13 protein-coding genes are annotated in these 18,458 nt (G+C 51.5%); 7 read left to right on the top strand and 6 right to left on the bottom strand.

Annotation, left to right across the window (positions count from 1 at the left end):
• Positions 1-57: 57 nt before the first annotated feature.
• The 3 genes from FH603_RS29450 to FH603_RS24845 form a co-directional block, all read right to left on the bottom strand.
• On the bottom strand, positions 58-243 hold the full coding sequence (locus FH603_RS29450) for a helix-turn-helix domain-containing protein (RefSeq protein WP_483409551.1): 186 nt from the start codon (positions 241-243) through the stop codon (positions 58-60).
• Positions 244-331: 88 nt separating this feature from the next.
• Entirely contained in the window at positions 332-1,252 is a 921-nt protein-coding gene (locus FH603_RS24840; RefSeq protein WP_186741350.1) for a ParB N-terminal domain-containing protein, read from the bottom strand.
• A 15-nt stretch (positions 1,253-1,267) separates the two neighbouring features.
• A complete protein-coding gene (locus FH603_RS24845; RefSeq protein ID WP_186741352.1) occupies positions 1,268-2,221 on the bottom strand; it encodes a ParA family protein in 954 nt (317 codons plus the stop codon).
• Positions 2,222-2,944: 723 nt separating this feature from the next.
• Between FH603_RS24845 and FH603_RS24850 the strand changes: the two genes are divergently transcribed.
• The 7 genes from FH603_RS24850 (at position 2,945) to FH603_RS24880 (ending at position 12,632) form a co-directional block, all read left to right on the top strand.
• On the top strand, positions 2,945-3,886 hold the full coding sequence (locus tag FH603_RS24850) for a replication initiation protein (protein WP_186741354.1): 942 nt from the start codon (positions 2,945-2,947) through the stop codon (positions 3,884-3,886).
• 281 nt (positions 3,887-4,167) lie between these two features.
• A complete protein-coding gene (locus FH603_RS24855) occupies positions 4,168-4,905 on the top strand; it encodes a hypothetical protein (protein ID WP_208493194.1) in 738 nt (245 codons plus the stop codon).
• A gap of 174 nt (positions 4,906-5,079) precedes the next feature.
• Positions 5,080-7,485 carry a TonB-dependent receptor gene (locus FH603_RS24860; RefSeq protein ID WP_186741357.1) on the top strand — a complete coding sequence of 802 codons (2,406 nt, stop codon included), beginning with the start codon at positions 5,080-5,082 and terminating at the stop codon, positions 7,483-7,485.
• 5 nt (positions 7,486-7,490) lie between these two features.
• The gene (locus FH603_RS24865) at positions 7,491-8,639 is read left to right on the top strand and encodes a DUF4249 domain-containing protein (protein ID WP_186741359.1); all 1,149 of its coding nucleotides are present in this window, start codon (positions 7,491-7,493) and stop codon (positions 8,637-8,639) included.
• 33 nt (positions 8,640-8,672) lie between these two features.
• A complete protein-coding gene (locus FH603_RS24870; RefSeq protein ID WP_186741361.1) occupies positions 8,673-10,046 on the top strand; it encodes a DUF4249 domain-containing protein in 1,374 nt (457 codons plus the stop codon).
• A gap of 31 nt (positions 10,047-10,077) precedes the next feature.
• Positions 10,078-11,343, top strand: a complete 1,266-nt coding sequence (locus tag FH603_RS24875) for a DUF4249 domain-containing protein (protein ID WP_186741363.1) — start codon at positions 10,078-10,080, stop codon at positions 11,341-11,343.
• Between the two features lie 89 nt (positions 11,344-11,432).
• Positions 11,433-12,632, top strand: coding sequence for a DUF4249 domain-containing protein (locus FH603_RS24880; RefSeq protein ID WP_186741365.1), 1,200 nt, complete (start codon positions 11,433-11,435; stop codon positions 12,630-12,632).
• A gap of 736 nt (positions 12,633-13,368) precedes the next feature.
• Here FH603_RS24880 and FH603_RS24885 read toward each other — a convergent pair.
• The 3 genes from FH603_RS24885 to FH603_RS24895 all read right to left on the bottom strand — a co-directional run bounded on the left by FH603_RS24885 (position 13,369) and on the right by FH603_RS24895 (position 18,108).
• On the bottom strand, positions 13,369-14,331 hold the full coding sequence (locus FH603_RS24885; protein WP_186741367.1) for a DUF4249 domain-containing protein: 963 nt from the start codon (positions 14,329-14,331) through the stop codon (positions 13,369-13,371).
• 12 nt (positions 14,332-14,343) lie between these two features.
• A complete protein-coding gene (locus FH603_RS24890) occupies positions 14,344-16,818 on the bottom strand; it encodes a TonB-dependent receptor (RefSeq protein WP_186741369.1) in 2,475 nt (824 codons plus the stop codon).
• 660 nt (positions 16,819-17,478) lie between these two features.
• Complete coding sequence (locus FH603_RS24895; protein WP_186741371.1) at positions 17,479-18,108, bottom strand: outer membrane beta-barrel protein; 630 nt, start codon at positions 18,106-18,108, stop codon at positions 17,479-17,481.
• Positions 18,109-18,458: the final 350 nt, after the last annotated feature.

Genomic DNA, 18,458 nt, shown 5'->3' on the forward strand with positions numbered 1-18,458 from the left:
ACTATGAGCATACCGTATCTTCTTCGGTCAGTTGGTTGTATCTGGCCAATAGCCAGATCATGTTACAACGAATCGAGACTTATTGCCAAAGATGATTTCCCAACATACTCTAAGGGTTCGACTCACCCAAGGCTGAGTTAGACCAAACGCCTGAGCAATGGCCAACTGTTGCCAACCGGCCTGACTCAGTTCAACGCAACGTCGTCTTAGCGCTTCGTAATCAGATTGTTTGTAGCTGGCCATAAAAGCAAAAGCACCTTATATGACGGACTTACTCACGTATCAATAAGAATAATGTTGCCAAACTGGCAACATTATTCTTAAAGAAAGTTTATGCACTTTTCAATCGCTTCGCTTCATTCGAAAGAGCAATTATTTTATCACAGGCTATTGCAAATTTTGGGGAGTTTAGGCTTAATTCCGCCGCCAGCTTGACGATTTTGTCTACTACATCCTGTAATTCTCTGTAATTCTGTGTTTGTTGCTTAATTTTAGCAGGGAGAGGCACTTCATTGAGTGCCAACAATTCTGGTAAAGTAAGGGGGGGCGTATTCGCTTCGTTGTTTTTCCCTATAGCGCGAATCACTTCTTTCGATACTTTCTGTTTCCCCTTTAATACGTCTTGTTTTAGACTAGGACTGAGCTTGTCAATTCCTTCGGAGTATTCCCGGTCCCGATGAATGGTTCGGGGAGAAACATTAAACTCTTTCGCTAGGCGGTCTTGCGTTCGCTGAGCTAATGAGTGCTCACCTTCTTCTCGTGCAGAGGAATCTCCATCAACAACGGGTCTACCGGTGGCTTGGCGTTCATTTCGATATTTAAGTCCCCGTAGGTAGGATGTCTGCTCGGGGGTTAAATTACGACGGCCTAATTGGTTGTCGATCATAAAGTCACGCACAGCTTGGAGACTGGAAAACTCCCTAAGCATGATCTTAAAGTCGATATTATTTTTTTGACATATGGCATAGCGGTTATGTCCATCTACCAATATATTCAGGGGAGAATCGTTACTGGATCCGTCAACTATTCCTTGGGTAGTTTGCCATATCAATAATGATTCCCGACACCCATCTTTCTGAATGTTAGCTTCTAACTGATCGTATTCAGACGCTTGCAGCGAGGGAATAAAAGATTTCAGTTCTAGTAAAACCGTAATATTGGCTTTTACTTCATCTAACATACTTTGCATTAAATTAGCCGTGTTTCTGTGTAGTACAGGTGGTATTCCAGCAGCCGTTGCAAATTTCTTCATAGGTAGGAAAGAGGATTAAGAGGGATGATAAGCGAATACTTCGTCGGCTAGGGATTGATAATCCGTTGCACCCATTGAATTGGGCTTGTAATCAAAAATAGTCTTGCCTACATACTGGGATTCAGCAATCGCTACGTTTTGCCGGATCTCTGTTTTAAAGAAGGGTTGCCCTTTTAAATCATCCCGAACCTTACCCATCAATTCACGGTGAAGCACTAACTGGGGGTTAACCTGCGCCATTACAATACCTTCAACTTTTAGTTTGGGGTTGAATGACTCCCTTATATCTTGGATGAGTTCTAATAGGTTGTACATACCTTTTACTGCAGAGGCTTCCGGCTCTAATACGACTAAAGCAGCTGAAGAAGCCACCAGAGCCGAATAGGTATAGATGTTTAAAGAGGGTGGGCAGTCAATAAGGATATAATCGTATTTTACCAGTAACGGTGCTAAGGCATTGCGAAACCGCAAAACCCCGCTGGGCGTTTTTATAAGTTGCGCTTCGGCTTTTGCTAATTCTAAATCGCTCGGTACCACATGATACCCCTCTGACAAAGAGACAACCGGTAGCGGAATACCTTGCGTTAGTGACTGCAATAATTGTTGCTCGGGATTATGAATACCTAGGCTTTGGGAAAGATTCCCTTGAGAATCCATATCAATCAAAAGAACTGACTGCTGGCGGTTGACTAATCCCTTCCCTAGATTGATGGTAGTGGTGGTTTTGCCGACACCACCTTTGTGGTTTACAACTGATAACACCGTAGCCCGTCTGTTACGGAAGTCATCAATGCCATACTGAAGAAGGATTGGCTCTAGGGCTTTTAAGTGAGATTCAGTTAGCTTTCGCTGCCCGTTCATGGCCTTAGCCAACGTGCCTGTAGGCAGACCCGATTCCTTAGTCAATCCGGAATGCGATAAGGTGGATTTCTTTTTTAAAAAGGTATATACCTCCTCATGCGTAAGCATAACAGTCGGGTTAAAGTTTGCCTTAAATTTATACCTAGAACAAGCATATTAACTAAAATAAGTATAATTTTTTACCAACTGGAGCTTATCAGCTGGCTAAACATACTTAAAAGGTATAATTTGCTATTGCCAACAGTTTCCTTAAGTGAGTTTGTTTTCTAAAGTGTATTATGTAACTTATTGAAAATCAGTAATTTATTAGCTAACTCCGTACAAAATAGTAGTGGTGATAGTACATCAGCATCTTAAAGTTATAGAAAATGTCAGTTATTCAAAGCAAATATAATTTGTAACTTCTTGATTTATAGAGCTTTATATCCTAAGTCCGTACAAAATAGTAGTCACGATTGGTTCAATACCGATTGATTTTTGTTTTTCCCCTTTCCAATTGTACTTTTCTTGTTTTCTTTTCTATTTTTTTATTTTCTAGCCTTAAAAGCCGAACCTATCAAACTATTTGTGATCAATTTTATTTTAATTCTTTTGATTATTTTAACTCGTGTATACTGTTCTGATTGTGAGACACTTACAAGGGGTGTCTTCGTACAAAATAGTAGTGAACCTCGTACAAAATAGTAGTGAACCTCGTACAAAATAATCGTAACATTTTGGCATAGGCCCGTACAAAATAGTAGTGACTAATTATCATCTCCGTACAAAATAGTAGTTAACTCCGTACATGTTAATTTTTCTGTTAGGTTTACTCCGTAAATGTGGATAACCATGAAGAAAAGAATTCCTGCTAACCAGCTATCTATTTTGGGAAAAGTTGACAATGCGGTGCGGATGCTTTTTCAAGCGAACGCGTTAACAGTGGCTAATTACGAAATGAGTGCCCTGCAAAAGAATATCTTTTACATGGTTCAATCGCAATTAGGGGCTGATGACTCTCCTAATAAAGAATACATTATTCGCATTAAAGACTTGGTTGATGTTACCAACGTGCTTAATCCTTACGCTAATCTACGGGTGGCTACTAAGACAATGATGCAAAAGATACTTGAAATTCCAATCGACGGAAACTTGCTACAGGTAGCTCCTTTCTCATCCGTATTCTATAATACCGATGAAGGGACAATTGCTATTTGCATTGATCCTAAACTTCGCCCGTTTTTATTTAATTTAGAAAACAGGTTTACAACCTATGGCTTTTACGAGGCCTTACTCGTATCGGGCAAATACACCAAACGGTTGTACGAAATGTTGTCTCAGTGGAAAAATTTAGGGTTAATGAAAGTATCGATCCAGGATCTGAAAACGCGCTTGCGGTTAATTCGTAATGATGAAGAGACCGGAGTAGACACTGAACAATACCCCGATTGGGATAATTTTAAACGGCGCGTCTTGGATCCAGCGGTGAAAGAAATTAATTCCAAAACCGATATTGAAGTAACCTACTACCCAGAACGGGAAAGCCGGAAAACGACGGGTCTGGTTTGGACTATTAAAGTTAAGAAGCCAGAGGTTCAGCTTCCGCCACCGTCTGAACTGCACCAAAGGCTTATTGAAAAATTTGGATTGCGCGCTGATCAGGCTCAGTACGTGATTAATAATTATGATTCGGTTTATATCATGCGGAAATTATACGAAATCGAAATCAAGAACACATCCCGCAAAATTCTCAACATGGGTGCTTATACGGCTAAAGTATTCGGTGTTGTCTAATAGTTTGATTACCAGCAAGCTCTTGATGATAGTAGGGGTAAGGTAGCCTTAGTAAAAGCGTCTCTTTTATTAGATGAAAAAAATGTTATACCACTTAAACCTTTTTTCTGTTTATAAATTAGTGTTTACCAATTAGTTACATATTCCATATTCCATTTTATCAATCTAACAGGATTTTTGATAAAATGGAATATGTTGCTTGGTGGAAAGGGGAAAGAAAAGTATTAAATAAGGAAGATATTTACTTTCAATGTAAATTAATTCACTATCTTCGCCTTACCATGGAAGAGCCCATTAAGAAAGTCATCAGCAAGCGAGAGGAGAGTGCCCCGCTCGAGGCAATCCGCATCCTGCTCAAGCAGCATACCGTTGCACTGCAACCTATTGTCAATCAGGTTAACGAACTGCCCGTCTATAAAGACCTCGAGTACTACTTTGTACCCATCCAGTTCATGGAGATCTACCGGCCCTATTACCGGCCCGGTAAGCCCTACAAGAACCTTAAACTCGTCAACTTCGACAAACCCGCTATTTCCCTCTCATTTACCTCCAAGCATAAATATACCATTGAGCGTAAGGTCATACACGGTGATGTAGTACTACACCTCAAAAACTACCGGGATGAGTTGCTTAACAAATCACTCATGCAGCAACTGAGTGCTAAACAGCTCGATGAGCTACAACAAGCCGATCAGCTCCTGCGCACCATTCGTGAGCAGCCCGACGCCTATCAGGCCTGCTTTTCCAACTACTACCATTACTATCGCTACTGGTACTGTTCCTTTCGCTTCTTTGATGATGTCGCCAAGACGAAAACCAGCACCCTCAATGAGCATTTACTCAAACACACCGAACGCATCCGGGGGCAGGTTCATGAGCGGCTCAATATCATCTTCATCGATCCCCAGTACATCAGTAAGCCCGTGCCTCACGATCATAAGCTCGTCGATCGCGAACTGGATACTTTTCCTATCGCCCTGCGCCAGGGAATCACTACAATGTATTTGCGAAAGCGGTAATCAACAATCGAGCCGAAGGGGAATGTTATGGCAGCAAACACATTCTGTTATTAGTATAATAAATACCGGAAGAAGTTGTAGTAAATACCGTTATGTCACTACCTTCATCTTTTCGCACTGAATCATCGTCCTAAACCGTTGGCCCCATCTAGTCGATTGGAGCAAGTCGCTTTTATGATCACACTACTACGGGTCTGTTCTTTCTTGCTTATCAGCGCGCTGATGGCCACACCGGCGCTGGCTCAACTTAATTACTCCCTGTCAGGTACTGTACGGGACTCGGCCAGCCGCCAGCCCCTGGGGCGCATGGCCGTGGTCATTGACTACGAAAAAGCCACCACCGGTACCTATACTGACGAGCAGGGGCGCTTCACGATCAGCCTGCCCTCGGGTCGCCATATCGTCGTGGTACGGGGCGTGGGTTACGTCCCCTTCCGCACCAGTCTCTACCTGCGCCAGCATACGACCCTCAACGTCGACCTGCCGGCGGTGTCGGCCCAGCTCGAAGAGGTCGTCGTCACCAGCAAAGGCTACGACCGCACCGTGCGGGAGCCCCTGCTGGGGGTAAGCCGCATCAGTATGAAAACGCTCGAACGGTTGCCGGCCGCCCTGGGGGAGGTCGATATCCTGCGGGGGCTGCAACTGCTGCCCGGAGTCACCAGCGTGGGTGAAGCCGCCAACGGGATCAACATCCGGGGCGGCACCACCGACCAGAACCTGATCCTGATGGACGATACCCCCATCTTCAACCCCACCCACATGTTTGGCCTGTTTTCGGTCTTCCCCCCCGACGCCGTCAACGGGCTGGACCTCTACAAGGGCAACGTCCCCGCCCGCTTTGGGGGACGGGCTGCGTCGGTGCTCGACATTTCCCTGAAGAACCCCAACCTCGAGCAGTTCCGCCTGACGGGGGGCATTAGTCTGGTTTCCAACAAGCTCACCGCCGATATGCCCCTCATCAAAGGAAAGCTGGGCCTGCTGGTTTCCGCCCGGGGGGCCTTCAACTCACCGCTCTTGCACCTGGCCTCCCCCCGCCTGAATGACATCAAAGCCGACTTCGGCGACGTGGTGGCCAAGCTCTTCTGGCGGGCGGGGGAGCGCAGCACGGTGACGGCCATGGGCTACTTCAGTAAAGACTTCTTCCAGACCAATCTGCTGGGCAGTCTGGCCAACATCAACGCCACCGGCACCCGGTACCGCCACCAGACCCTGAACGGCATGGTCCGCTGGTTCTCTACCCTGACGCCCCGGCTCAACGTCCAGACTACCGCCATCGTCGCGCAGTACGTCCCCGACATCATCTCTCTGGAAGCGGGTTCGGCCAACAAGGTCACCCTGCGGCAGGGGCTTTTGCAGCGCCAGATCAAGTCCAACCTGAACTACCAGACCGAACAGTCCAAAACCGAAGTGGGTATCAGTGCTACCCATTACCGGCTCAACCCGGGAGAACTCCTGCCCGGCCAGAGCCTGAGCGTAAACGGGCAAAAAACGCCCATCGAGAACGCGCTTGAAACGGCCCTCTACGCCGATCACGAGGTGAGTGTCTCCGACCGCCTGGCGATTTCGGCGGGCCTGCGCTACTCCTATTTTATGAACCTGGGCCCGTCGCTGGTGTACCGCTACGCCGAGGGGAGTGCCCCCGATGCGACCACCGTCGTGGATTCGACGCGCTACGGGGCCGGGGCCGTCAGCCAGACTTACGGCGGGTTCGAACCCCGCCTGGGCATTCGCTACGCCATTACCCCGACGGCTTCGGTCAAGCTGGGCTACAACCTGATGCGGCAGTATCTGCAGGTGATCACCAACACCACCACGCCCCTGCCCACCGCCCGCTGGAAAACGGCCGATGCCCACATCCGGCCCCAGGTGAGCCAGCTGCTGTCGGCGGGCTGGTTCCAGAATCTGGGTGACAACATCTACGAAGTGACGGCGGAGGTCTACTGGCGGACGACCCAACACGTGCTCGATTATAAGCCGGGGGCGAACTTTTTGTTGCAGGCCACGCCCGAAACGCAGCTGCTGGCGGGCCGCAGTAAAGCCTACGGGCTCGAACTGATGGCCAGTAAAAAGAAAGGCGAACTGACGGGCTGGGTCAACTACACCTACGCCCGCACGTTCAACCAGGTGGCCGCCGGGACCGAGTTCACCCAGCAGATCAACGGGGGTGACTGGTACCGGGCTAACTACGACCGGCCCCACAGTGTTAATGTGAGTTTGACCATCACCCAGACAAAGCACCACAGCTTCTCATTCAACGCGGTCTACAGCACGGGCCGCCCCTACACCCGGCCGGAAGGCTTCATCCGCTACCAGGACCGGACCTATCCCTTTTACAACGAGCGCAACCAGGGGCGGCTGCCGGCCTACCACCGGCTCGATTTCGCCTGGAACATCTACAATCCGAGTCGTAGAAACCAACGCTGGCAGGGCCACTGGACGTTTACGGTCTACAACCTCTACGGGCGTAAGAACGCCTACTCGATCTTTTACCGGACCGAGGGGCAGGCCACGAACCCCTACCGGCTGGCCATTTTTGCCGCTCCTATTCCCAGTCTGTCGTATAATTTCGAGTTTAAATGAGATCCATGCGTTTAGCTACTGTGGGAATTGGCTGCCTTACCGGAATTGCCTTCGGGTTAGTGGGATGCGTAGACGCCTACGAGCCGGATACCCTCAATACGGCCAACGTGGTGGTGGTCGATGGATGGCTGACGGACCAGGCCGAGCCGCAGGTAGTGACACTCAACCGATCGCGGGCCGAACCCTACACCGGCCGTTTCGGGACGCTGCCCATTACCGACGCGACAGCCGATGTCATTATTGATGCCGATCAAGTGGTCGGCCTGCGCCAAACGGCACCGGGCACTTACCAGCTGCCCGAGGGCTTCCGGGGCGAGATCGGTCGACGCTATCAATTGCGCGTTGCCCTGGCCGATGGCACCCGCTACGTCTCCTCAGCCGAGACGATGCAACCGGTGCCCGCTATCGGGCGGGTATCCCAGCGGTTCGTGCCATTGAGCATACCGGCTACCAATCCCGTTCGTCGGCTGCCCGCCAATGAGTTCTTTCTGAATACCGACGATCCCGCTGACCAAGCAAACTACTATCGCTGGGACTGGACCGTTTGGGAAAAGCAAGCCTGGTGCCGCTCCTGTTATCAGGGACGCTACACGATTTATGATAGCCAAAACAAGCTGATTGAAGACTGTGTAACCGATTATTCGGTACGGAATTACGCCGATTATTACTGCCGGACGCCCTGCTGGGAAATGCTGCACAGCACGAGCCTCAACCTGTTTGCCGACACGTTCACCAATGGAGGCTCCATTCAGGGCAGGCGGGTTGCTCAAATTCCTTACCTCCACTACGGTTCGTGCCTGGTCGAAATCCGCCAGTCTTCCCTGACCCTGGAAGCGTATCAGTATTTTCAACTGGTTGAGAACCAGACCCAGAACGTGGGGGGAATCGCCGACCTCCCCCCCGTGGCGCCCATCGGCAACGTGCGCAACCCGGCCAACGAGCGGGAAGCGGTGGTGGGGTATTTTGCCGTATCGTCCGTATCGCGGGTACGTTACTGGCTCAATCGAACCGCTACCAACACGGGACCTGCATTGGCCAACACCTTGTTTGAGGCCCTGAATGCCCGGTTGCCCGAAGAGGATGGTCGCGTGACGGCCGTGTGCGTACCCGGCCTTAACCGAACACCCATCAGACCCGAGGGTTGGCCCGATTGACGGGGGCCGTCTGTCGTGTCATGTCGAAAGCTCATGAGAAGTCCCGAACTGTATTTTTGTCAAACGATCCGACGCGTCGGGCTCTGGCTGCTGGTCACGGGCGGGCTGCTGGTGAGCTGCGTCGATCCCCTGGCGCTTTCCCCCGTTGGTAAACTAAACGTGATCGTCGTGGACGGGGCCCTGACGGATCGGGCGGAGCCCCAACAGATTCGCCTGAATCGATCGCTATCCGATCCCGTAACGGGTCTGCCGGGTTCTTTGCCCATTACCGGCGCGTTAATCGAGGTCGTCATCGATTCGGCCACGATCATTACGGCCCACGAAACCGGCGATGGCCAGTACCAGCTACCCAGTGACTTTCGGGGCCGGACGGGCCATGCCTATCAGTTGCGCTTCACCCTACGGGACGGCTCCCGCTACGAGTCGTCCCCGCAACTCATGCTCACCGTTCCGCCCATCCGGGCCGTACGGGCCCAATTTAGCCCAACCGCGCTGCCAGTCGGCCTGCTCGATAACTACACGGCGGGTCATGCGTTGTTTATTGACACCCAGGACCCACCCGGTGAACGTAATTACTACCGCTGGGACTGGAAGGAATACGAAAAACAGGTCTGGTGCCGCTCGTGTCAGCAGGGCGTGTACGCCGTTAATGCGATTCTGCCCGGCGTTTACAAGGATAATCTGTACTTTGTATCGGGCGACGCGCTCTACGAAGATTGTTTTATTCCGCCCCCCACCCCCGATAACGCGTCCGAATTCGGGAAACCACTGGTTCCCCGGGGGGTATGGGGCTATGATTACTATTGCCGGACGCAGTGCTGGGAAATCCTGACCAACTATGCCCTCAATGTGTTCGAAGATCGGCTCACCAACGGGGGACTTATCGCTAACCGCCAGGTGGCCCAGATACCGGTTTACACCCGCGAGCCGTGTTTGATCGAGATTCGCCAGTCCTCACTCAGCCCGGAGGCCTATCAGTATTTTAAGCGGCTCCAGGACCAGACCCAGAACACGGGCGGGGTGGCCGATACCCCCCCTACGGCCCTACCCGGAAATATCCGAAACGTGGCCAATGAGCGGGAGATCGTCGTGGGTTATTTCACGGCTTCGGCCGTCTCGTCGGTTCCCTACTGGCTGGATCGACGGGATGTGACGGGCTTACCGTACGGGTCCATCTTACCCTTTACCGGATCAACTGATCCGTTTACGCCCACAGTACAGGGCGACGAAGAACTTTTCTATGCGCTCAATCGGCGGCTGCCGACCCGGGAGCCACCGCCCCCCTACACCGGTCCCCGCCCGACGCCCAAACTATATATTTACGGGGGACCACCCCGCCCGCCCACCGCGGTGTGTGTGCTCAGTAACAGTCGTACCCCGTTCAAGCCGGCAGGCTGGCGGGACTGACCCGTTAATTGACTCTTTAACCCCTATTCCTATGCGCGCTTTCAGTTGGTGTATAGTCGTTTGCCTGTTCGTTTCCTGGGTGACTCTGGGCTGCGTCGATCCGATTGAGCAGACCCTGGCCGGTACCGTCGATGTCATCGTGGTGGATGGAACGCTGACCAACCGGGCCGAGCCTCAGCGCATCCTTCTCAACCGCTCCCGGGCCGACCCGATATCGGGTCGCTTCGGCGTGCTGCCCATTACCCAGGCTACGGTTGAAATCCTGGTCGATTCAGCCCAGGTCATCAGCTGCCTGGAATCGGTTGAGGGGATCTACCGGCTGCCCAGTGATTTTAAAGGCCGGGTTGGCCACGCCTATCAGCTCCGGTTCACGCTCCCCGACGGCACCCGCTACGCGTCCTCGACCCAGATCATGCCCGATGTACCGCCCATCGAACGGCTGTCGGTCGTCTTCAACGCTACCAGCTTACCACCGGGTCTTTACTCATCCGGCTTCCGGGCCGGTTATGATGTCCTGTTAAGTACCCGGGACCCGGCTACTCAGCGCAATTACTACCGCTGGGATTGGCGACTAACCGAAAAACAGCATTGGTGCAAGAGTTGCTACAAGAGCGTTTACCTGGATTCCTTACAGGAACAATATCTACAGAATGGCCAACTTGTTACCACGCGTAAGGCCGTTGAAGCCTGCGTTGAGTCTACCGTGAACGTTTTGGACCGGGACTACTACAACGATTACACCTGCCGGACGCCCTGCTGGGAAATCATTTCGAACTCGACGATCAATCTGTTCGATGACCAACTCACCAACGGTGGTTTCCTGATGAACCGGACTGTTGGGCAGGTGCCTTTGTTAACCCGTCAGCCGGCTTTACTGGAAGTCCGCCAGCTGTCGTTGACCCGGGATGCTTACCAGTTTTACCAACGGCTTCAGCAACAAACCCAGAATACGGGCGGGCTGGCCGATACGCCCCCGTCGGCTCCCGTGGGTAACCTGCACAATATGGCTAATCGGGAGGAGATCGTTGTGGGCTTTTTCACCGCGAGTGCGGTAGCCACGACGCGGCTGTGGCTGGACAAAAGAGATGCTACCCGCTTACCGTATGGTTCCTATGACGAATCGGGCCAGATTGTCAAGTTCGAGGACGAGTTATTTTATAGTCTGATTCGACGCGTACCCGTTTTAGGCGCAAGTGCTACTCCGTTCACACCCGGTGCACTACCCCGGTTAGTCACGGCTCCCTGCCTGGCCGGTACGAATCGCACCCCCATCAAACCCGAAGGCTGGCGTGATTGAGGACGCACGGTCCTACGGTTGAGTTTGAAACCAGCCCGATTAGTTCATTGATTCTGTTGCCGAATTGTGGTTCCCCTGACTTTGTTTGTATGCGCGCTTTATTACTACTGGTCGTTTGTGTAAGTACCCTGGTGTTGCCCCTCGGCTGCGTTGATTCGCTGGACCTCTCAGAGCGGGGGACAGTCGATGTTGTCGTCATTGATGGCACCATCACCAATCTGGCCGAAGACCAGATCATTCGCATCAATCGGTCCAAAGCGGATCGCCTGACGGGTCGATTTGGGTCGACGCCTATCACCCAAGCGACAGTGAGCGTTGTGGTGGACTCGGCTCAGATTATACCGATGACCGAAACGGATTCGGGTACCTATAAGGCACCAACGGGGTTTGTGGGCCAGATCGGTCATGCCTATCAGCTGCGCATCACCCTTCGGGAGGGAACCCGTTACGAATCGTCCACTGAGGTGATGCAGTCAGTCCCGCCCATGGGCAAGCTGTCAGCCCGTTTTAATCCGAACAGCTTACCCGCCGATCAACGACTCCAGAACTTTTACGCCGCTGCTCACGACTTTTACGTCACCCTTCAGGACCCGGCTAACCAGCACAACTACTACCGCTGGGGCTGGAAACTCTGGGAGAAACAGGAATGGTGCATTTCGTGTGCTAACGCCCTTTATTTTATCAACGATCCCGGAACGAACATCGGACTTTATGAAAAATGTTTCCCCGTCAACCCGCTACAACCCTTCGTTTACGATTATGTATGTCGTACCCAGTGCTGGGATATTTTCCAGGGGTATGAAGTAAACGTGTTTGATGATCAGTACAGTAATGGAGGAACGATCACGGATCGACGGGTGGCCCAAATTCCTTTTTACCAGACGAATCCCTGTCTGGTCGAAATTCGCCAGGGCTCGTTAACGGCGGATGCGCACCGCTACTTTAAACTCCTTCAGGATCAGACCCAGAACACGGGCGGTATCGCCGATACACCCCCTACCATTGCGGGTGGAAACATACAGAATGTAACGAATACCCGGGAAGCTGTCGTGGGTTATTTCAGTGCTTCCGCTATTTCCTCGGAGTTGTACTGGCTGGATCGTAAGGACGCTACAACGAGAGCTCCCGGTTTGTTTATGGCCCAAAACGATCGCGATCCGATTCCGGAATCACTAATTTTCGGTAACCTTCCTTTCATATTTGCGGGGGAGAGCCGTCCCCCAACGGCGGTGTGTCTGGAAAGTGATGGCCGTACCCCTAATACCCCCAAAGGATGGCGGAGTAACTAATCAGTTTCCCCGCTTAGTGAACCAGTGAATTTGTGCGGTTTTTGAAAAAGTAGGGCTAATGAATTGTTTTGATTGGTGCGTTATAAAGGAAAATGGGGTAGTAGCTGAACTGTGTTGATAGACAGTTTATAGTTAACAGATCGAACAAGTAACATATTGAATTTCCACAGTTTAGTGATCGTTATGTACTAGTTAGCCTTGTTTTGATCAACACACTCCAGCCACTACCCAATATTTCTTGATGGATGGCTGGTCAATCACTGTGGAGGGCCGTTCTACAAACGCGGCGAGTCTTGACCTACGCTATAGAGGGGTAGGATTATCAACCCGATATTATTTCATTCGCGATAGACGACTGGCTATGTTCGGCCAAGTAAGAGCAACCTACGGCCGAAATAATTTCTCTGTATATCAATACTCGCAAACCGTTCAGGAAAATCTTATATTAGAGAGGGTTACTCCGGTTCATTCTATCGCCTTGCAAGCGAACGGTGGTATTGGGGTACATTATGGCTTTACCAAACGGTGGTCAATCGAAGGATTTGTCGAGCGCCTGTTCACCAATGACCTGGAGACATCAATAGGGTATAGTGGTTATAATAACTGGCATAGAAATGTTGGTGTCAACTACCGCATCCGACAAATACAATTTCCCTACTAGTCCTTATTTAACTTAACTTGTTGATGTTTAGTTAGTTTCGCACAAAATAATAGCCGTGGCTGTTGCACGGGGTCATCACTTGATCCGGGCGCTCACGCTCGACCGGCAGTAGGAGCCAAAACAACCGAATCCTCCCTGAATATTGCCCGTAATCAGCGTGGGTTCGGCGAAAGGGTTACTGTTGGTATCCTGTTGCCGGTAAAGTGACTGGTGATATTGATAATAAGCTACATCAACACTGAGCAGGTACACATTAGCTGTCAGGGGGGGCGTGTTGATGCGCTGCCCGTTAATGTTGCTATAACTGAGCCGACCCTGAGGCGAGTCGAATACCTGACCGTCGCGATCCTGATCGGTGAGGGCAAAATTCTGTCCATAGGTTACTCCGTAATAGATGGACCCAACGGCCCGAAAGGGGTGATCAACGAACGTATTGCCTTGAAGCACCCGCTCAGTGCTACCGTATTCGTTGTCACCCGCCAAGTGGTAGTAATTGACCACATTGGCCGGATCCTGCCAGCTAAACTGAACGAAATAATCTATAGCCTGCTCAAAACGGGCCGTAGCCGAGTCGGATCGGAAACTAGTAATGGGTACTAGGACGGGTACAGTTGTGTTAGCCCTGGCCGTCAGCCCATCGGGCGTACTGACGGCCAAGGTATAGGTATGCCCTGCCTGGATCGGAAACTGAGCCGGATCGGCGCGGTAGAGGGATTGCCGGGCATCATACCGCAGGGCTACCGATCGAGGACCTTCCGACAGGGTAACCGTGGCGTTGGGGAGGGAATTGATCTCCGTCGTCGACGATTGATTGCCAGTGGAGGTACGCGACAGGCTGACAGCGGCGGTTAGCACCGTATCCTGCGGAGAAAGGTAACTATGAATAACCAGCTGCGGCGTAGCATTGGGTAGCAAACCGGGATTAACGTCCTGAACCAGGCTGTTGCAGCCCGCCAGCCCGTAGCCCAGCATCACAGCCCAGCCCAGCAAACGTCGGCACCCAATCTGTTTTGTTAATCGTCGTGAGGAAATTAGCATCAGGCCACGGGCTTAGAACGAGAAATTGTAACTAACTGAAGGAACGATGGGGAACACCGAGTACCGGCGCAACTTCGTTTCTGTCGTATAGGTGGTGCTCCCATTCGGTAAGCTTTGGGAGGAGGTGCGGCTGTCGAGTTGATAGAAGAATGGGTTTCGGCGATTGTAGAGATTATAAACGCTGAATTCCCATGTTCGCTCATGCCGTTTCTTCTGCTTGTGAAACTGAAGGCTGAGGTCAAACCGGTGGTAAGGCTCAGCCCGGAAGCTGTTTTTAGGTCCATAATCCTGCACTACACGGCCAAAGTCGAAGAAAGAGGAAGAAACGGGAAAAAAGGTGGAGTAAACGTTCGGTCGATTGGTCCGGTTTGGTAGGGCCGTGTAGTTGGCGCGGGGCAGGGTCAGGGCCTGCCCGGTGCCGTAGACCCACGTGCCCGACAGGGTGGTGCGTTTACGGAGCTCGTAGATACCCACCAGGGAGATGTCGTGCCGCCGGTCGTGACGGGGGAAGAAGGGCTGCCCACCGTTGAGTTCGGCGAACTGCCACTGGGTCCAGGAGAGTGTGTAGCCGGTCCAGCCCGAGAAGCGACCAACCTTCTTCTGGAGCAGGAACTCGGCCCCGTAGCTCTCCCCCCGGCCCGCCGTTACGTTGTCTTCCCAGCTGATCTTGCGATCGGTCGAGGGTTTGGGATTGAGCGGGTCATCGACGAGCAGGAAACTGGCCCCCTCGCGGTAGCTGATGATGTGGCGCAGCGTTTTGTAGTAGCCTTCGACCGTTAGCGTCAATCCCCGCGTAAAAGCCGTATTTCCCCCAAAATCATGGGCGATGCCCAGCGCCACCTGCTGCGACTGCTGGGGTCTAACCCGGTCGGTAGTGGGTACCCACAGGTCGGTTGGCAGACCGATGCCGGTGTTGGAGAGCAGGTGAACGTACTGGTTCATCAGGGCATACGACGCTTTGACCGACAGGCCGGGCCGCAGGGTATACGCCACCGACAGGCGGGGTTCGGGTCGCAGGTACTGCCGATTGCGGTGCACCAGGGAACTTAGCCGCAGCCCGCCGTTGAGACGCCAGCGGTCGGTGGGGCGCCAGGTATCTTCGGCGTAGAGCCCCGATTCCAGCACGTCGGTTTTATCCACCTCGTCCTCGAGCCGGTTGTTGCGCGGGTCGGTCAGCACCAGAGCGCTGGGGGTAAAGCGGTGATAGGTACTCTGAAAGCCGACCCGGACGGAATGGGCCGGGTTGGGATAAAAATCGATGTCGTACTTCAGGGCAAGATCGCGAATGCCGGAGGAGTATCGTAATGAATAGCGCTGGTCGAGTTGGCCCGCGCCGGTTGTTTCTTCATCGCTGCTAACGCCGAAACGGTAGTTACTGTAGGTCAGCGAGAGGTTGGCGAAGAGTTTGGGCGAGAACAGGTGATTCCACCGCAGGGTGCCCGTGGCGTTGCCCCAGTACAAGCCATTCTCTAGTTTGGTCGCCGCCAGCGCGTCGCGGGAGTAGAATCGATCCCGGCCAAAATAGCCACTCACGAAGAGCTTGTTATGGTCGTTCAGGTCGTAGTTGGCTTTGGCATTCAGGTCGTAGAAGTAGTACCCGCCGGATGAAGTGCCGCCTGAGCCGGCCCGGATGATTGGCGCCGTTATCACATCCAGATACGTACGACGAGCGGAAATCAGAAAGGAGGCTTTCTTGTTTTTAGTCAGGGGTCCTTCCAGCACCAAACGTGAGGCGATCAGCCCGATGCCCCCTTCCCCGTGCAGTTTCTCCTTGTTACCTTCCTTCATCGTCAACTCGATCACCGACGATAAGCGCCCGCCGTAGCGGGCGGGAAAACCACCTTTGGTCAGTTCCACGCTGCGCAGCGCATCGCCGTTGAAGACCGAAAAAAAGCCGAACAGGTGGTTGGCATTGTAAACGACGGCTTCATCGAGGATGATCAGGTTCTGGTCGGGCCCACCCCCGCGCACGTAAATACCGGTTTGCCCCTCAGAGCCCTTCTGCACACCGGGCATCAACTGAATGACTTTGAGGACATCTTTCTCCCCCAGAAAAGCAGGGATTTTCTTGATCTGGGTGATGGGGATGTCAATCCGGCTCATCTGGGGCGTTTCACTGATTTTCTCCTCCGTCCGACCCACTTTTATGTCCACTTCCGCCAGGGTTTGGCCGGGGGTGAGTGTCACCGCCAGGGTTTGATTTTTTCGCCCGCCCAGGTGGCGTAGCGTGGGTTGGTAACCAACGAGAGAAAACGCCAGGCGAAGGCTGTCCTGAGCGGGCAGTGTGAGCGAAAAGAAGCCGTAGGCATTAGTCGTGGTGCCGGTGGTGGTGCCGGGCAGGTAGACATTGACCCCGGTGAGGGCCTCCCCGCTGCCGGTTTCGCGCACGTAGCCGCTGAGGGTGAATCGGGATGGCGTAGGTTGGGCGATTAGCGTGGGGGCTTTCAGGAGTAGCCCATACAAAAGAGCGAATAAAACAGAGCGCATAAGCGGAAAAACAGATGACTACGGATAGAGCTGAAGAAGCGTGTACTAGTTTATTACTCACTAGGTTTGCCACCACTCGGCGTTGGTACGCGGTTATTTAGTCTAGAAACGCCCATTGCTTTGCGCTATTATCAATTGTTGACACGTCGTGAAAAACACATTTCCTCTAAAGTCAATAGTCAGATCCGGTTGCCAGTTGAGTAAAGCTGCCCTATTTCGAGCACAAAACGCAATCTGGTACAGATTGCGTAGCCATTAATTACAAAATGAGAACTTACCGGGCCCCGCGCCGTACGACTCTATTGAGAGACCTAAATGTAGAATTTCCAACGGTTGTGTTTGAGTAGGAATCTTTTCCGTACAACTACTATATGTATGCGTTGCCTGCTTTTAATAACGGCTTTACTGCTCGTGGAAAGCTGTCAACTCGTTGAACCCAACGAAGTAGCCGCTACCGTCTTCAACTACCGGTATTCAACCATGTGTACTTGTTGTGGTGGCCTAGAGGTTCAAGTGGGATCGGCTAAGTACCGGACAAGGGTTATACCCACACCTTTTATTACAGATACCTTACCCGTTAACAAAGACAGTTTAAATGTCTGGATTCCTTATAAAGGCGATGACAGTGAATGTGGCCGAATTCAGCCTACCCTGACTTTGTTATTGGCCAAAGAACAGTTGAAATCCAATCCCTGCTGAAAAAGTTTGAGCGTTAGATCGATAAGATCGTGGATTGGTTAAAGGGTCATAAATAGTATACTCTGATTTATCTCGTTGAATGTTGTAGCTCACCCCAGCGCTCAAAGCCGCATAACGACTCACGAAGTAAGCAACTCCAAGGGTAGGTGAAACCGATGAATAACGACCATCACTTTTAGACAACGTAGCACCGGCTGTCTTTTGGCTAGAATTAGTCAAACCGTATGTATAAGAAACGCCAAGATAAGGTTTGAGCTTAGCTGAACCAATGTAATACTGAATGAAGGGGGCTAATCCATATCCAATTGATCTACTTTCGACGGGTACAGGGGTTGTGCTAGTCGGCCCAATGTATTGATTCGATCTTGAGGTGGAAAAACTAAAGGGAATGCCAGCTCCAATCAATAGACCATTAGCGACAAAATAGCCCGCCGAGGGGGCCAGCTCACCTGAAAAAGCGTTTTGGTTATTTTGATCGGAATACGAAAAATCGCCAACTTGAGTCCCTACTGACCAACGACCTTTTTCCGTTTGGGCCTCAGAAGAGTAACCCATTACTAGTAGTATGATTGCAAATCCTAAAGTTTTCATAACGGGGATTAGACGATTGATTTCATCAACAAGACTACAGATATGATAAAATAGTTGCAAGTGGAGTTTGCTCGTTTAAGCATTCTTAACATCGCTGAAATACCTACATTTATAGTTGGATTAAAGGACGTAAAGTAGTCTATCAAGTGCTAAACAGCGCTTTAATTATAGATACGTGAATTAGTTCGTAAAGCAGGTTTATTGATGCCTCTTCACGGGGAACTGGATTAACATAGCCGTAATGGCAGTTGCACCGTCGGTATCGGCTAAAGATACCTTCAGAGAACTATACTCTTTCGCCTTTCGATGAGCAAACAGTGGCTCATTAATCAGACCGCCCGAATCCATTC

Origin of the sequence: Spirosoma utsteinense (genome assembly GCF_014282275.1) — a bacterium.
GTDB lineage: Bacteria > Bacteroidota > Bacteroidia > Cytophagales > Spirosomataceae > Spirosoma > Spirosoma utsteinense.

Bases quoted from the DNA above. Each gene is read 5' to 3' on its own strand.
- FH603_RS29450 (WP_483409551.1), bottom strand. From the start codon at position 243: ATGGCCAGCTACAAACAATCTGATTACGAAGCGCTAAGACGACGTTGC.
- FH603_RS24840 (WP_186741350.1), bottom strand. From the start codon at position 1,252: ATGAAGAAATTTGCAACGGCTGCTGGAATACCACCTGTACTACACAGA.
- FH603_RS24845 (WP_186741352.1), bottom strand. From the start codon at position 2,221: ATGCTTACGCATGAGGAGGTATATACCTTTTTAAAAAAGAAATCCACC.
- FH603_RS24850 (WP_186741354.1), top strand. From the start codon at position 2,945: ATGAAGAAAAGAATTCCTGCTAACCAGCTATCTATTTTGGGAAAAGTT.
- FH603_RS24855 (WP_208493194.1), top strand. From the start codon at position 4,168: ATGGAAGAGCCCATTAAGAAAGTCATCAGCAAGCGAGAGGAGAGTGCC.
- FH603_RS24860 (WP_186741357.1), top strand. From the start codon at position 5,080: ATGATCACACTACTACGGGTCTGTTCTTTCTTGCTTATCAGCGCGCTG.
- FH603_RS24865 (WP_186741359.1), top strand. From the start codon at position 7,491: ATGCGTTTAGCTACTGTGGGAATTGGCTGCCTTACCGGAATTGCCTTC.
- FH603_RS24870 (WP_186741361.1), top strand. From the start codon at position 8,673: ATGAGAAGTCCCGAACTGTATTTTTGTCAAACGATCCGACGCGTCGGG.
- FH603_RS24875 (WP_186741363.1), top strand. From the start codon at position 10,078: ATGCGCGCTTTCAGTTGGTGTATAGTCGTTTGCCTGTTCGTTTCCTGG.
- FH603_RS24880 (WP_186741365.1), top strand. From the start codon at position 11,433: ATGCGCGCTTTATTACTACTGGTCGTTTGTGTAAGTACCCTGGTGTTG.
- FH603_RS24885 (WP_186741367.1), bottom strand. From the start codon at position 14,331: ATGCTAATTTCCTCACGACGATTAACAAAACAGATTGGGTGCCGACGT.
- FH603_RS24890 (WP_186741369.1), bottom strand. From the start codon at position 16,818: ATGCGCTCTGTTTTATTCGCTCTTTTGTATGGGCTACTCCTGAAAGCC.
- FH603_RS24895 (WP_186741371.1), bottom strand. From the start codon at position 18,108: ATGAAAACTTTAGGATTTGCAATCATACTACTAGTAATGGGTTACTCT.